A 15,220-nucleotide genomic window follows, 5' to 3' on the forward strand; every position below is an offset into this window, starting at 1 on the left:
CGGCTTTTTTATGCCTATTAAATTAAAAGGCCCCCGCATCGAGCACATCACCCAAGCCAAGGGTAAACATCCAAAGTCCCCATAAGCTGTGTTCAATCACACATACGAAGGTTGAGCGGCTTTGCGCGTAAGTATAAGAAAACAGCAGCCCCCCTAAAAAAGCCAACAGTACGGCCAATACATTCGCATAGACAATATGCGCCAATGCAAACACTGATGCGCTGACAATAATACGCACCGTTTTACTTGGCATAATGCGTTTGTAGCGATGGAAAAAGTAGGTTCTAAAAATCAGCTCTTGCGGCATCACCGATAAAATAGGGTAGAGCAATAACAACATTAGCCAATCGTTAAACGAGTTTCGTGGCAGTGAAAACCAGTTTTCTTGATTCATGATCCCGTAAAACATTCCAGAGAATAGCGCCCCTAAAAAGAAGAAACTAAATAAGCGACGTTTTACCGCACTAAATTGCCCAAGGCTTGTTAAACGAAAGCGTTTAAAATGGGGATCAGATAAAAGCAACATGCCGCACACGGCCATTAAAATAATAAGGGCAGGAATAAGCCAGTTAGCGAGGTAGGCACGAAGAAAGAAGCCTAATAGCGGCAAAGAAACAAATATGAGGGTAAATTCAAGCCAGCGGTATTGGTTAGCGTTCAATGTCGTCTCAGCGTGTTTTTTGCTTACGCTAACAAGCTAAGACGACAGATTTATGACATTAAGATTGCTTTGGATCTTTCTCTTCGTCATCTTCTGGTAAGTATTTGAATAGGGTGATGATTGTTGCTAACACGCAAACAAAGGTAATGCCCATTAAGCCAAACACTTTAAAGTTAACCCAAAAATCGAGCGAGAAGTTATAGGCAATGTAGATATTCAGCGCCGAGATACCTGCAGTCACCGCAACCCAAAATAGGTTAAGCTTATTCCAGAGCGCTTCAGGTACGTTGATTTCTTGTTTACTCTCAGAGGCATTTTCTAAAATCGAGCTAAGTGCTTTTTTCACTAGGTTTTTGCCAAGAATATAGCGGCTTACTAACAAAGTAACACTGAAAATGGCATACACAATGGTGGCTTTCCATTTTACGAACTGCTCGTCGTGGAACACTAAGGTGAGCGTACCCAGTACAACTGCAATGGCAAAAAACACCCAGTGACGGGTTGGCACTTTACCATCTTTAAAATAACAGTAAGCAACTTGAATTAAGGTGGTTAGCATCAGCAAGGCTGTTGCCCAATAAATATCAACTAACTTGAAAACCGCAAAAAACAGGATCAGCGGGATGTATTCAATAATCGCATGCATAAATTTATAAATGCTCTAATTTAAAAAGATACTGGGTTGTATCAAGTTATCGTGCAAGATACAAGGTTGACTTAGCAGCCCTGAAAGCTTAGCCTCCCGAGCCAATCTGGCCTAAACCTGCGTTTAGGTTGTTTTAACTTATCTTTTTCCGCTTAACCTCAGATGATTAAGCGGCGTATTTTGGAGCACTTTTTATGAATAAAGCCGCGTTAGTATCGCAAATGGCTGCCCACAGTGAATTAACAAAAAAAGACACTCAAGCTGCCTTAACCAGCATGTTAAATGCTATCGAAAAGTCTCTTTCTGAGGGCGATCAAGTGCAAATTAATGGCTTTGGTACGTTTGCTCTGAGTTATTACCCAGCACGCAAAGGACGCAACCCACAAACCGGTGAAGAAATTGAAATAGAAGGCGCTAACAAGCCAGTTTTTAAACCTGCTAAAGCACTCAAAGACGGTTTATAAGCAGGATTTGCAAAGCTGTTGTAGTATTTACAGAGCATAAATAGAACACCTGAAAATTTATTCAATATTTTCAATCTATTAAGTTTGGCATGTTGTATGCTGTTAATCATTTAGGTTTACCTAAATAAGGAGATAACATGTCAAATTTAAATAGCCAACTGAATGGTAAAAAGATTGCTATTCTTGCAACCAATGGTTTTGAGCAAAGCGAGCTATTGTCACCACGAAGCGCATTATTAGAAGCGGGTGCACTTGTCGAAGTTGTGTCACTTGAGCGTGGCGATATCACCGCATGGGATGAAAACCAATGGGGTGAGCGAGTCAGTGTTGACCGTGTAGTCAGCGAAGCAGACTCTGCTGAGTATGACGCGTTACTTCTGCCTGGTGGCTTATTTAACCCAGATACGTTACGTCAAGATAGCGAAGCAAAAGCCTTTGTTGATGGTTTTTTCAGTGCCGGTAAAAACAAGCCCATCGCCGCGATTTGCCACGACCATGGTTATTAGCCGAAATTAATAAACTACGCGACCGCAAAGTGACCTCATACCCAAGTATTAAAACTGATTTAATCAATGCAGGAGCTAATTGGGTTGATCAAGAGGTGTGTGTTGATGAGGGCATAGTTACAAGCCGAAGCCCAGCCGACTTAGAGGCTTTTAATCGAAAATTCATAGAAGAAATTAAAGAGGGCGAGCATCGCCATCATTAATCATAAATTGTATTGCTTAAAAAAGGGCCTTTATGGCCCTTTTTTAAGCAATACAATAAGTTACTTTGTAGCTGCCTTCATACTGGCTACAAACTCTTTTAAACCAGTTAGCATCGCTGCCTGGTCATCAAGATTTGCCTCGATGATTTTAACAACCGCAGAGCCTGAAATCGCACCAGCAGCTCCTGAATCGAGTGCTGACTTAACATCTTCTGGTGTTGATACACCAAAACCAAGTAATGCCGGTGCAGCATGGTAGTCTTTTAGTTTTTTAACTAATGAATCTGCTGGCATTTGTGCCTTGGTTTCTGTGCCTGTTACACCTGCGCGTGAAAGAAGGTATGTGTAACCACGGCCATATGACGCACACTCTCGTAAAGTGTCATCATCAGCATTCGGTGTAGCAATAAAAATTGGGTCAATGCCATTTTTCATTGCTGTTTGGCGAAATAGCTTTGATTCATGTAGCGGCACGTCAGCCACTAAAATTGAATCGACACCGGCTTCTTTAGCATCTTGATAAAACTTCTCAATGCCACGCTTAAACACAAGATTTGAATACAATAATAGGCCAATTGGAATATTGGCATTGTACTGGCGCACTTGTTTGATGATATCAAAGCAATCTTGGGTATTAATGTTTTCATCAAGTGCACGAATGTTGGCAGCTTGGATCACTGGGCCATCAGCAATCGGATCAGAAAATGGAATACCTAGCTCAAGGGCATCAGCGCCGCCATCAATTAAGCTTTTGATGATTTCTACACTCAGTGCTTTATTAGGATCGCCAATCGTAACAAAGGGTACAAAAGCACCTTGGTTTGTTTCATTTAATGTGGCGAACAGTTGTCCGTAACGGTTAGTCTGGCTCATAGTGCGCCTCCTTCTGATAAAACACTGTGTACGTGAGCCAAATCTTTATCGCCTCGGCCGCTTAGGTTAACCACTAAAATGGTGTCTTCGGTTTGTTGCTCGGCATATTTAAGGGCATATGCGAGGGCATGGCTTGATTCAAGCGCTGGAATAATCCCCTCGTTCTTAGCCAGTAGTTGGAATGCTTCAAGTGCTTCAGTATCGGTAATACCTACGTACTCAGCACGGCCAGTTTCATGTAAGTGCGCATGTTGTGGGCCAACAGCAGGGTAATCAAGACCTGCTGATACAGAGTAAGACTCTTCAATTTGGCCATCATCATCTTGCATAATGTAGGTATAGGTACCGTGTAAAATGCCTTTGGTGCCTTTACATAAGGTTGCACCATGCTGGTGGGTATCTAAGCCTTTACCAGCAGGCTCTACACCAATTAATTTTACGCTTGGCTCATCAATAAAGTCTGTGAACATACCAATGGCGTTAGAGCCACCACCCACGCAAGCAAGCACAGCATCCGGTAAGCGGCCTTCAGCTTTCAGTACTTGTTGTTTTGCTTCTTCACCAATCATTTTTTGGAACTCTCGCACCATGGTTGGGAATGGGTGAGGGCCTGCTGCAGTGCCTAGTAGATAGTGAGCATCTTTGTAATTTGCTGACCAGTCACGCAGGGCTTCGTTTACGGCATCTTTTAAGGTGCCAGAGCCCGCTGTGACAGGAATAACCTCTGCGCCCATTAATTTCATACGAAATACATTTGGTTGTTGACGTTCAACGTCTTTTGCACCCATGTAAATACGGCACTTTAAGCCAAGTAAGGCACAGGCTAGGGCTGTTGCAACACCGTGTTGGCCGGCACCTGTTTCTGCAATCACTTCTTTTTTACCCATGCGTTTGGTAAGGAGTGCTTGACCAAGTACTTGATTGGTTTTGTGTGCACCGCCGTGGAGTAAATCTTCACGCTTTAAATACAGTTTTACCTTAGGGTTTTTAACTAAGTTACGTGTCAGTGTTAATGGCGTAGGGCGGCCTGCGTATTCATTTAATAGTTTTTCAAACTCAGCCTGAAAAGCTGGATCGTTTTGCGATTTATTAAACTCTGCTTCTAGTTGCTTGAGTGCTGGCACAAGCAGCTGTGGTACAAACATACCACCGAATTCACCGAAATAAGCTGGATTTTGCATTCTAACCTCAATAATTTCTGATATGCGAAAACGCATTTTGTAATTTTGTTTGGCACTTTTTACCCGCTGACGCTTCAACGCCAGAATTTAGGTCAAGACCATTAGCACCGCGATAAAGCGCTGCGTGAATATTTTCTGGGTTTAAACCCCCGGCTAACATAAACGGCACGGTTGCCGTTTCTAGCACAGACCAATCAAATGCTTCGCCTGTGCCGCCTTTTTGGCTTTTGCTGTAAGTGTCGTACAAATGGCGGTCAACCCCTTCAAGCGGTTTGGGTAATTCGCCTTTAACGGCTTGGGCTTTCCAAATTTCACAGCCAAGCGGTAATTGCTTTCTGAGACTTTGAATATACTCGCTATTCTCGTCACCATGTAATTGCACTGCAGCTAATTTTAAGCTTTGTGCATAATCGACCACTTGTTCTAGAGGTGCATTGACAAACACACCCACATACGCGAGCGGGGCACTTTGCGTAACTTGCTTGGCACAGTCGATATCGACATAACGCGGTGACTTAGGATAAAAAATTAAGCCACCATACACAGCACCACTGGTGTAGGCTGCTATCGCATCTTGTGAACGGGTTAAACCGCACACTTTGTTCTCACCTAAAATGACTTTACGGCATGCGGCTTCTAAGTCGCGCTCAGCCATTAATGAGCTGCCAATTAAAAAGCCATCGCACAATGGTGCAAGGCGTTTTACATCTTTATGGGTATAAATGCCCGACTCTGAAATTACCACTTTGTCATTTGGGATAAGCTGACGTAAACGCTCTGTTGTTGCAAGATCAGTGCTTAAATCACGAAGGTCGCGGTTATTAATACCGATAAGGCTGGCATTAAGTGCAAGAGCACGGCTTACTTCTTGCTCATTACTGACTTCAGTGAGTACCGACATATTTAAAGAGTCAGCCACCTTGTGAAGCGCTAAATATTGCTCGTCATCAAGGACAGAGAGCATTAATAAAATGGCATCACCACCAGATAAGCGTGCTAAATATACTTGGTACTCATCAATAAAGAAGTCTTTACAAATAAGCGGCTGTTCAACTTGGCTGCGCACATACTCAAGGTACTGATAGCTACCTTGGAAATATTTTTCATCCGTTAGTACGCTCATACAGGTTGCGTACTTTTTATAAACCGATGTAATTTCGTCTAAATTAAATGGTTCGCGAATAAGTCCTTTTGACGGTGAGGCCTTTTTACATTCTAAAATAAACTGTGTACCGGTTGCTGCTAATGCTGCTTCAAAGTTTCGCTTGGTTGGCACAACCTCGCTAATGAACGACTCAAGTGGGCGCTGTGCTTTTCTTTGTTCTAATTCAATGCGTTTGTCGGCAACAATTTTGTCTAACACGTTAGCCATGACTTACCTCAATAATTGCGTTCAATGTGTCCATCGCTTTGCCTGATGCTAATAAATTGCTTACTTGATCTGCAGCTGCTTTTAAATCACTTGCTTTATCGGTTAAATAAAGAAGAGCGGCAACGTTGGCTATAATGGCTGCGTTATGCGCCATTTCACCTTGACCTTGTAAAATCGCTAAGCTTGCTTTTGCGTTATATTCTGGGCCTTGGCCTGCTAGTTGTTCAAGTGAATAGTTTGCAAGACCAAAATCGCTCGCTGTTAGCGTGTATTCACTCAGTTCACCGTTATTAAGTTCAACCACTTTGGTTGTTCCGTGTAAGGCAATTTCGTCAGTGCCTGCACCGTGAACCACCATAGCGCGTTTTGTGCCAAGGGTTTTTAGGGTTTCGGCCATTGGTAAACACAGCGAAGGGTCATAAACACCAAGCAATTGCACCTCAGGGGCAGCAGGGTTGGCCAGTGGACCTAAGATATTAAAAATTGTGCGGCTTTTAAGAGCCGTACGCACGCCCATCGCATGGCGTACACCACTGTGATAATGCGGTGCAAATAAAAATGTAAAGCCGGTATTGTCTAAACAATGGGCAGCTTGCTCAGGGCTCATATCGATATTGATACCCAAGGCTTTAAGTAAATCAGCTGAGCCCGAGTTACTCGACACACTGCGATTACCATGTTTGACCATGTTGATGCCCGCAGCGGCAGCAACAATAGCAGCCGTTGTACTAATATTAATTGTGTTTGAGCCATCGCCACCGGTACCACAGCTATCAGCAAGTAAGGTTTTGCTGGTTTGAAATGGCACTGCATTGGCGCGCATTGATGCCGCCGCACCGGCGATTTCATCACTTGTTTCGCCTTTTAGTTTTAGGGCGATAAGTGCAGCCGTTAATTCAATATCATTAAGCTGGCCATTCATGATGGCATCAAATAATGCAGTTGCTTGCGAAAATGATAAATCTTGCTTTGCTAATAATTGGTTTAACTGGGTTTGAGTTGTTGCTTCCATGTTATTCCTCTACTGCACGCGTGCGGTTAAAAATTCAATGCTTTGCTGTAATAGCAATGCGCCATTTGGCGTTAAAATTGACTCAGGATGAAACTGATAGCCAAGGGCATTATCTTGTTGATGGTAAATTGCCATCGGAATATTTTCATAACAAGCAATTACTTCAACGTCATCAGGGACTTTGGTTGCCATTAATGAATGATAACGAGCAACCGGCATTTTATCGCCCATACCCGCGAATACTGGGTGCTCAGTCAACGAAATAATTGATGACTTGCCATGCACAGTTTCACCTGCATGACCAATAACCCCACCGTAGCTTTGTGTTAGTGCTTGCTGCCCTAAACAGATACCCAGCATCGGGAAGCGGCCTTTACACAGTTCAATGAGCTCCATTAAACAACCCGCATCAGATGGTGCGCCAGGACCAGGTGAAAGCACTAATAATACAGGCACTGTCTCTTGGCACATTTTGTCGAAGATGCTTTGTGCACTGATGTTATTACGGTATACCACTAACTGGCACCCTAACATAGAAAGTTCATCGACTAAGTTATAACTAAATGAATCAAAGTTATCTAAAAAGTAGATTTTATAGGCTGATGTTGTCGTCATTATTGTGCCTCGTAAGTCGATTGAATCGCAGTGATCACAGCTTGTGCTTTAGCGCGGGTTTCATTGGCTTCTGATTGTGGATCTGAATCAAACACCACACCTGCACCTGCTTGCACGTAGGCCGTGCCGTTTTTAACAAAGGCAGAGCGAATAACAATACAGCTATCCATGGCGCCATCGCCCGTTAAATAACCTACTGCACCTCCATAGCTGCCGCGGCGTTTTTGTTCGGTTTGACGAACTAACTCAGCAGCGCGTACTTTAGGTGCACCCACTAAGGTGCCCATGTTCATACAAGCTTGGTAAGCATGTAGCGCATCGAGTTCAGGTTTTAAAGTACCCACCACGCGTGAAACTAAATGCATCACTTGTGAGTAGCGGTCTACTTTTAATAATTCTTTTGCGTGACGTGTGCCTGGTACGCTAATACGGGCTACATCATTTCTTGCTAAATCAACTAACATAAGGTGCTCGGCACGTTCTTTTTGGTCGTTGCGAAGCTCAAGCTCAATGCGGCTGTCTAGGTCTGGATTAATTTGCCCATTAGCAAACTTGCCACGAGGGCGAGTGCCGGCAATAGGGTATACCTCAACTTGTTTACTCTCAGCGCAATATTTGAGGGCTGACTCGGGTGATGCGCCGAATAACACAAACTCTTCATCGCGCATATAAAACATATATGGGCTTGGGTTTTGTTGTTTTAATTGGCTGTAAGCATGAAGTGAGTCAGGGCAGGCGAGAGAAAAAGTACGTGATGGAACAACTTGGAAAATATCGCCATCAACGATGTTGTTTTTTAACTTGATGACATGTTCGCAGTATTGCTCGTCGCTAACATCAACAGAAATTGGGTTTGAGCCTGTTTGTTTTTGCCCTTGGTAGCTTTGTGCATTGTCACATACGGCATTTAAACGCTCTAACTGTTGACCAACCTCAAAGCAGTTTGCATGGACTTCAGGGCCGTTAAATACGTTGCCAATTAGCTCGGTTGTTTTTGCTTGATGGTCGATGACAACTAACGTTTCGGCTAGGTAGAAAACATAATCTGGGCAGCTGTTTTCGCCGTCAGGCACATCAGAAAGAGTTTCGAAATTAGCAACCATGTCGTAGGCAAATACACCGCCTAAGAACACAGAAAATGGGTTATCTGTGGTGCTTTTAATACTATTAATACAGCTACGTAGCGCACTAAAAGCATTATCTGCTACTAATTTACTGGCTTCATCAATATCGCTTGCGACCTCGTTGTAGGTTAACGTTAATGTATCTTCTACAAGCTCTGCAGAGCAGTTTTGCACATGAGTTTGTAAATAAGGCAGTAATTGTTTGCCGTTATTTGACTGTGCAGTGAGTGTGACCTGTTTGCCTTGGCAAACAATACGTAGCGCTGAGTCAACCAAAATTAGACTTTTTACACTGTCTTTAGAATCAATTTCAGCAGACTCTAACAGCAGTGAATTAGGCTTATCGAGTAAACTGTATAACGCAAGTGGGCTACTGATGTAATCGCGCACTTGAGTGATACTGGTTACTTCACCCGGTGTCGTTGTTATATGACTAAAAATCAAACCTCATTCTCCCTCATTCCCAAAAACTCTTTAAAAAACAAAACCCCGCGAAGCGATGCTTGGCGGGGTTCGTATAAAGATGCCTATAAATTAGATAGACCCTTACCGTCCCGCTAAGCCAGGCGCCACCACCAATGATGTGTAAGAGTTGCTATGTAATTCATTATAAAACCTTAAAATTTAGATATAAAAAAACCCGCTACTTGAGCGGGTTTTGAAATCGTTAGACACGACAATTCGTCACCCGCTAGTTACGAGTGCCACCACCAAATTGTGATTTGAATTGTTTTGTTCATTGTTATTGCTTATTTAACGTGTCCGAAAGTGCATACAGTAAAGCGTACCTAAGCGGATACTGTCAAGTATTAATTTACATATTAGTACGAGTTCGGCATTTACCCATCGCAATTGCCCATTTATGAGGGTAAAACACACAGCTACATAAGATAATCACGCCCTCGCAGTAAATTTTTGTTATACTCACATCATTGATTCAAGAACTTACGTAAAGCAGTCTTTCCCTTTGATAAAATACGATTTACATAGCCACACCACATACTCAGATGGTCAGCTATCAGTCGAGCAATTGTTACACCGCGCGGTTGAGAAAAACATAGATGTGTTTGCAATTACCGATCACGACACGTTAAGTGCGATAAAACCAGCTCGCCAAGTCATTGCAGATGATAATTTACCGCTTAAATTAATTGCTGGCGTTGAAGTATCAACAAAATGGGAAAGCTTTGAAATTCATATTGTTGGCTTAAATGTTGATGACGAAAATGACGCACTGTTGTCATTATTACAAGCGCAACAAGGCAAGCGTGAAGAGCGCGCTTTAGAGATAGGTCGTCGCCTCGCTAAAAATGGTTTTGAAGGCATTTACGACCAAGCAAAAACATTTGCCGAAAACGCCCAAATCACACGGGCGCATTTTGCCCGAGCGCTGATTGAGCGTGGTGTTGCTAAAAACTTTCCTGGGGTATTTAAAAAGTACTTAGGGCGAGGAAAAACAGGCTATGTACCAAGTAGTTGGTGTGATATGCAAACCGCAATTGCTGCCATTCATCAAGCCGGTGGGGTTGCCGTTCTTGCTCATCCTGGGCGTTATCAAATGTCTAACAAGTGGTTACGTAAGTTAATTATTGAGTTTAAAGACGCAGGTGGCGATGCGATGGAAGTTGCACAACCACAGCAAGCACCCAGTGAGCGCCAGTTTTTAGGTGAACTGAGTCGTGAATATGGCTTACTTGCGTCACAAGGGTCAGATTTTCATTTTCCGACCAGTTGGTTGGAGTTAGGTAAAAATTTATACTTACCAAAAGATTGCCAAGGGGTTTGGCAAGCATGGGAAGGGCAATAGGAGCGTGTAATGAGTCAGTTTTTTCATATTCATCCAGATAATCCGCAACCACGCTTAATCAGCCAAGCGGTTGATATTATTAAGCAGGGCGGTGTTATTGTATACCCAACCGATTCGGGTTACGCACTTGGCTGTAGCATTGGTAATAAGCAAGCAAAAGAGCGCATTGAACGTATTCGTGGTATTGAAAAACACCATAACTTTACTTTGGTCTGCCGCGACTTATCTGAGCTATCTACCTATGCTCGCGTTGATAATCAGTTATTCAGATTGATTAAAAATAATACTCCAGGGCCTTATACGTTCATCTTTAAAGGCACTAAAGAAGTACCAAAGCGTTTATTAAACGAAAAGAAAAAAACCATTGGTATTCGTGTTATCGAACACCCAATCACCTGTGCTTTATTGGCTGAATTAGGTGAACCGTTAATGTCGTGCTCTTTAATTTTACCGGGTGAGCAATATACCGAGGCAGATCCTGATGAAATTCGCGATCGCATTGAAAAGCAAGTTGATTTAATTATTCATGGTGGTTATCTTCCTGAACAGGCAACCACAGTAATTGACTTGTCGGATGATGATATCGAAATCTTACGTGTGGGTTGTGGTGATACTAAACCATTTGAGTAGAGACTTCATTGACTAGCCCAGAGCTTGACGCGCCAGATAATTTACAAGAGCCAGTACAGCAAAAGCTGCCACTGGCTTTTTTGCATGGTAAAGCGGTGGTTGATAAACCTGAAGATTTATATATTCCCCCCGATGCGCTAGAGATCATTTTAGAAACCTTTGAAGGTCCTCTCGATTTACTTCTGTACTTAATCAAAAAACATAAACTCGATGTGCTAGAGCTCTCTATTTTTAGTATTACTGAGCAATACGTGAGTTATGTTGAAATGATGAGCGAGTTTCAGCTTGAGCTGGCAGGTGAATACCTTGTGATGGCGGCGCTATTAGCACAAATTAAATCACGATTATTATTACCAAAACATGAAGAGCTTGAAGAGGAAGAAGACCCGCGAGCTGAGCTTGTCAGACGTTTACAAGAATACGAACAATTTAAAAAAGCCGCCGAAAATCTTGATGAGATCCCTCGCGAAGGCCGTGATATTTTTGTTGCCGAAGCACTGGTGCCAGAATTCAGTGAGCGTGAGGTACTGTTACCTGACGTTGACATGAAAGACTTGTTAGTTGCGCTAAGCGACGTTATAATTGCCGAGCTAAAACATTTGAACACCATCATATTACCGCAGAGGCTTTATCAACCCGTGAACGGATGAGCTTAATCTTAGATAAACTCTCAGAGGCTCAATCACAGCTGCCTTTTAGCACTCTTTTTACGGTAGAAGAGGGCAGAAGTGGTGTTGTAGTAAGCTTTATCGCCATGTTAGAGCTGGTGAAAGAAAACCTGATCAGCTGCTTTCAGGTAGATGCCAATAGCCAGATTTATGTTGGTTTGGTGGAAGAAAGCGAATAGCTAGAAGTTAATGGTTTTAAGCAGTAAGTTTTAAGTTAGCTGTCAGAGTAGACTGAAAAATATAAGGAAAGCAGATGCAAAGTAAACATTTTACAATCAAAACCATGACCAAGAAGGAAGTCGAACTCATGATTGATTGGGCTGCAGCAGAAGGCTGGAATCCGGGCCTTAATGATGCAGAGTGTTATTTTGCTGCTGATCCTGAAGGATTTCTTGTCGGTTTTCTAGATGATGAACTTATTGCTACAATTTCTGCCATTAATTATCACGATGCATTTGGCTTTATCGGCTTTTACATTGTTAAACCTGATTACCGAGGCAAAGGCTACGGAATGCAAATTTGGAATGCCGCGTTAAAGCGCCTTGAAGGGTTGAATATTGGCCTTGATGGTGTGGTGGAGCAGCAAGAGAACTACAAAAAATCTGGTTTTAATCTGGCTTATCGCAATATCCGTTTTGCAGGAGTAGGCGGTGGTAATTTACCGCAAAATGCTGACATTGTTGATCTTAATACTGTGCCATTCGAAATTATTGACGCATACGAACAGGCTTTTTTCCCGGTAAATAGAGCAAACTTTACCAAAGCATGGTTAAGCCAACCCCAATGCGACGCTTTGGGCGTAATGAACAATGGGGAACTGGCAGGATACGGCGTAATTCGCAAGTGCCAGAACGGCTTTAAAGTCGGCCCTCTATTTGCCGACTCACCAGAATTGGCTGAATCTTTGTTCCTCGCTTTAAAATCTAAAGTGGGTGCCTCTGACGCTATTTTCCTTGATACGCCAGAAATCAATCAAGCTGCTGTTGCTTTAGCACAGAAATACAACATGCAAGTGTCATTTGAAACCGCCAGAATGTATACCGGTGAATGTCCGAACTTACCATTAAACCGTATTTTTGGCGTCACTTCTTTTGAAATCGGCTGAGTTTATTGGGTTGAGTGATTAAACGGTTGTGCGTAAAACTCAAAATTTATCACGTTAAGAATTAGATGCTTTTATCAACGAGTATTCATAATATTGCTAGCACCTAGCACCTAGTACTTCATCACACAAGTTCTGACTAGTTGAGGGCACCATAAGCCCTCTGAAGTTTTTCACGAGCTAATTCAACATTAAACATCCAGTTTATACTTGTTCTTTCTTTATTCCGGCTCCATTCCCAGGCCGCGAGTTCTGTCTTTAGTTCTTCCATACTTGCTATACGTCTATCTAAACATTGCTTATTCATATTGCCAATCTCTATCTCGACCATATTCAACCAACTTGCGTGTTTTGGTGTGTAATGTAATTCTAGTTTATTTAAAATCCGCCGTGCTTCCTGTGGAGAAAATGCTTTATACAACGCTCCTTCTGTATGAGTTGATAAGTTATCTAACACAACTTTTATTTTGTTCGCATGTGGATAATGAAGATCAACTAAATCCCTCATACAATTAGCAAAGTCAATTTTCGTCTTTCTTTCTGTTGCTTTAACATGCCGCCACCCTCGATGGCGATCGAAGAATACAAATAAGTTGGTCACACCTACACGTTTATATTCATAATCTAACCGCTTAGTCTGCCCCGGCTTCATTGGTTGTGCCGGTCGAGTATCATCTACAAGTTGTTTCATCGCCTCATCAAAGTTAATTATAGGGTTTAACTCGTCTGCTGGCTCAGCATACAACTCGAGCACATGTTCCATCCGCGCTATATATTCAGCATCCATTGTCGCCACACACCACATCTTTTTTTGCCATGGTTTTAGTGCATTCTCTTTAAGGCGCCTCCGTATTGTTTCATACGAGATACTATCTAAATCGGTTAACGTAACTAATCGCTCTCCAAGTAAAGATAATGTCCATCTAGCGTGACCTGTTGGTGGCTTAGTGCAAGCTGTGGCGATTAACGTTGCTTCATCTTTCGCAGAGGTTTTTCTCATAGCACCACTTCGTGCACCTTCATTCATAGCTGCCGCTAGATTCTCTTCAACGAACTGGCGTTTGACTCGAAATACGGTTGAAGAACTCACTTGAACAGCTTCACATATTTGCTCTGTTGTATATCTACAACAGTCAGCTTTTAACAAAATAGCAGCCCGCTTGTACTTTCGAACATTGACCATGCCTTTTTTGCAATAGTCTACTAATTCTTGTTTTTCTTCTTCTGATAATTCAACAATATACTTTCGGTTCATAACAATATTAAGTAAGTTTATATGAGTTAAAGGATCGTTGATTAGGGTAAAAGTTCATTATGAATAAAGAAGAGTCGCCACGGTTTACAGCAAAGCAAGGTCAGTATTTAGCATTTATTTATTACTACACAAAAGTGAATGGGATTGCGCCTGCTGAAAGTGATTTTGAGCGCTACTTTGGAACCGCATCTTCAAGTGTTCATTCAATGATTTCAGTTCTTAAGAAGAAGAAATTTATAACATCAGTTACTGGAAAAAGCAGGAGTATTGAATTATTGATTGGAAAAGATCAGTTACCTGAATTTAAGTAAGGGCAACTGATCAAAATATATGTGAAAGGGTACTAGCACCTAGCACCTAGCACCTAGCACCTAGCACCTAGCACCTTCTGTCTTTTTCCTTTCCACTTTCCCCTTACTACTTTCACCTTTCTCCTTTGCCTGGGTGTGCATATACGCACAGAAGCTGTTCGTTTTACGCTATTTTCATTATATAAATCCTAAGCTAAGCTGTATCTAGTTTCACGATTCTCATGGGAAATGAGTATGTTAAAGAATTCAAAGTCAAGTTATGGCTGGGTGGCCATCTTAGTGCACTGGTTAATGGTACTTGGGGTGTTTGGTTTGTTTGGCTTAGGCGTATATATGGTTGAGCTAACCTATTACGACGCTTGGTACAAAGGCTCTTTGGACTTGCATAAAAGCGTTGGTATTACCTTAGCAGCATTATTGCTGTTTCGATTTGGTTGGCGTTTGTTAGGTACTCAGCCTGAGCCTGTTGCAGGTAGCTCAAAAGCAATGAATCTAGTTGCTCACTCAGTTCATAAACTAATTTATTTAGCTTTAATCGTCATTGTGACATCTGGCTATTTAATTTCTACGGCTGATGGCCGTGCAATTGAAGTATTTAATTTATTTGCTGTGCCGGCATTACCAGAGTCGGTCGCGAACCAAGAAGATATTGCAGGTAAAATTCACTTTTATGCCGCGTATGGGCTAATAGCTGTGGTTGTTTTACATGCTTTAGGGGCACTAAAACATCATTTTATCGATAAAGATAAAACCTTAATTAGAATGATCAAACCATTGAAGGATGATTAAT

The 15,220-nt window shown here is 42.2% G+C and carries 15 protein-coding genes and 2 pseudogenes; 8 read left to right on the forward strand and 9 right to left on the reverse strand.

Features of this window, described 5'->3' with window-relative positions:
- Positions 1-22: 22 nt before the first annotated feature.
- Both ACRWSG_RS15685 and ACRWSG_RS15690 read right to left on the reverse strand, forming a co-directional pair.
- Positions 23-661 carry a CPBP family glutamic-type intramembrane protease gene (locus ACRWSG_RS15685; protein WP_054552911.1) on the reverse strand — a complete coding sequence of 213 codons (639 nt, stop codon included), beginning with the start codon at positions 659-661 and terminating at the stop codon, positions 23-25.
- 58 nt (positions 662-719) lie between these two features.
- Positions 720-1,307: an inner membrane-spanning protein YciB gene (locus ACRWSG_RS15690; protein WP_054552912.1), complete on the reverse strand. Its 588-nt coding sequence runs from the start codon at positions 1,305-1,307 to the stop codon at positions 720-722.
- Between the two features lie 194 nt (positions 1,308-1,501).
- Between ACRWSG_RS15690 and ACRWSG_RS15695 the strand changes: the two genes are divergently transcribed.
- The gene (locus tag ACRWSG_RS15695; protein ID WP_054561225.1) at positions 1,502-1,771 is read left to right on the forward strand and encodes an HU family DNA-binding protein; all 270 of its coding nucleotides are present in this window, start codon (positions 1,502-1,504) and stop codon (positions 1,769-1,771) included.
- Positions 1,772-1,908: 137 nt separating this feature from the next.
- Positions 1,909-2,480, forward strand: a pseudogene (locus tag ACRWSG_RS15700) (type 1 glutamine amidotransferase domain-containing protein).
- A 60-nt stretch (positions 2,481-2,540) separates the two neighbouring features.
- On the opposite strand, the gene trpA reads toward ACRWSG_RS15700, so the two are convergent.
- Genes trpA through ACRWSG_RS15730 form a run of 6 tightly spaced genes read right to left on the reverse strand, consistent with a single transcriptional unit; the run spans position 2,541 to position 9,101 of the window.
- Complete coding sequence (gene trpA, locus ACRWSG_RS15705; RefSeq protein ID WP_058584766.1) at positions 2,541-3,353, reverse strand: tryptophan synthase subunit alpha; 813 nt, start codon at positions 3,351-3,353, stop codon at positions 2,541-2,543.
- Positions 3,350-4,534 (reverse strand): tryptophan synthase subunit beta, encoded by a 1,185-nt coding sequence (gene trpB, locus ACRWSG_RS15710; RefSeq protein WP_138619900.1) that lies wholly within the window; start codon positions 4,532-4,534, stop codon positions 3,350-3,352. The genes trpA and trpB overlap by 4 nt, the downstream gene beginning before the upstream one ends.
- Before the next feature lie 7 nt (positions 4,535-4,541).
- Positions 4,542-5,906: a bifunctional indole-3-glycerol-phosphate synthase TrpC/phosphoribosylanthranilate isomerase TrpF gene (trpCF, locus tag ACRWSG_RS15715; RefSeq protein ID WP_462166677.1), complete on the reverse strand. Its 1,365-nt coding sequence runs from the start codon at positions 5,904-5,906 to the stop codon at positions 4,542-4,544.
- Complete coding sequence (gene trpD / locus ACRWSG_RS15720) at positions 5,899-6,918, reverse strand: anthranilate phosphoribosyltransferase (RefSeq protein ID WP_138619901.1); 1,020 nt, start codon at positions 6,916-6,918, stop codon at positions 5,899-5,901. The genes trpCF and trpD overlap by 8 nt, the downstream gene beginning before the upstream one ends.
- Before the next feature lie 9 nt (positions 6,919-6,927).
- Positions 6,928-7,533, reverse strand: a complete 606-nt coding sequence (locus ACRWSG_RS15725) for an aminodeoxychorismate/anthranilate synthase component II (protein WP_054552918.1) — start codon at positions 7,531-7,533, stop codon at positions 6,928-6,930.
- On the reverse strand, positions 7,533-9,101 hold the full coding sequence (locus ACRWSG_RS15730; RefSeq protein ID WP_055021151.1) for an anthranilate synthase component 1: 1,569 nt from the start codon (positions 9,099-9,101) through the stop codon (positions 7,533-7,535). Before ACRWSG_RS15730 ends, ACRWSG_RS15725 begins: the two co-directional genes overlap by 1 nt.
- Before the next feature lie 523 nt (positions 9,102-9,624).
- Between ACRWSG_RS15730 and rnm the strand changes: the two genes are divergently transcribed.
- From rnm to ACRWSG_RS15750, 4 genes and pseudogenes are all read left to right on the forward strand, one after another.
- Positions 9,625-10,464, forward strand: a complete 840-nt coding sequence (rnm, locus tag ACRWSG_RS15735) for an RNase RNM (protein WP_130166259.1) — start codon at positions 9,625-9,627, stop codon at positions 10,462-10,464.
- A gap of 9 nt (positions 10,465-10,473) precedes the next feature.
- Positions 10,474-11,094: an L-threonylcarbamoyladenylate synthase gene (locus ACRWSG_RS15740; protein ID WP_130166260.1), complete on the forward strand. Its 621-nt coding sequence runs from the start codon at positions 10,474-10,476 to the stop codon at positions 11,092-11,094.
- A gap of 8 nt (positions 11,095-11,102) precedes the next feature.
- Positions 11,103-11,941: pseudogene (locus tag ACRWSG_RS15745) on the forward strand (segregation and condensation protein A).
- A gap of 74 nt (positions 11,942-12,015) precedes the next feature.
- On the forward strand, positions 12,016-12,867 hold the full coding sequence (locus tag ACRWSG_RS15750; RefSeq protein WP_462166678.1) for a GNAT family N-acetyltransferase: 852 nt from the start codon (positions 12,016-12,018) through the stop codon (positions 12,865-12,867).
- Between the two features lie 136 nt (positions 12,868-13,003).
- On the opposite strand, the gene ACRWSG_RS15755 is transcribed toward ACRWSG_RS15750, so the two are convergent.
- Positions 13,004-14,119, reverse strand: coding sequence for an IS630 family transposase (locus tag ACRWSG_RS15755; RefSeq protein WP_462166680.1), 1,116 nt, complete (start codon positions 14,117-14,119; stop codon positions 13,004-13,006).
- A gap of 59 nt (positions 14,120-14,178) precedes the next feature.
- Between ACRWSG_RS15755 and ACRWSG_RS15760 the strand changes: the two genes are divergently transcribed.
- Positions 14,179-14,430 carry a LexA family protein gene (locus tag ACRWSG_RS15760; protein ID WP_138602336.1) on the forward strand — a complete coding sequence of 84 codons (252 nt, stop codon included), beginning with the start codon at positions 14,179-14,181 and terminating at the stop codon, positions 14,428-14,430.
- 234 nt (positions 14,431-14,664) lie between these two features.
- Complete coding sequence (locus ACRWSG_RS15765; protein WP_462166681.1) at positions 14,665-15,219, forward strand: cytochrome b; 555 nt, start codon at positions 14,665-14,667, stop codon at positions 15,217-15,219.
- Position 15,220 lies beyond the last annotated feature (1 nt).

The sequence above is a fragment of the Pseudoalteromonas sp. GB43 genome, assembly GCF_054923805.1.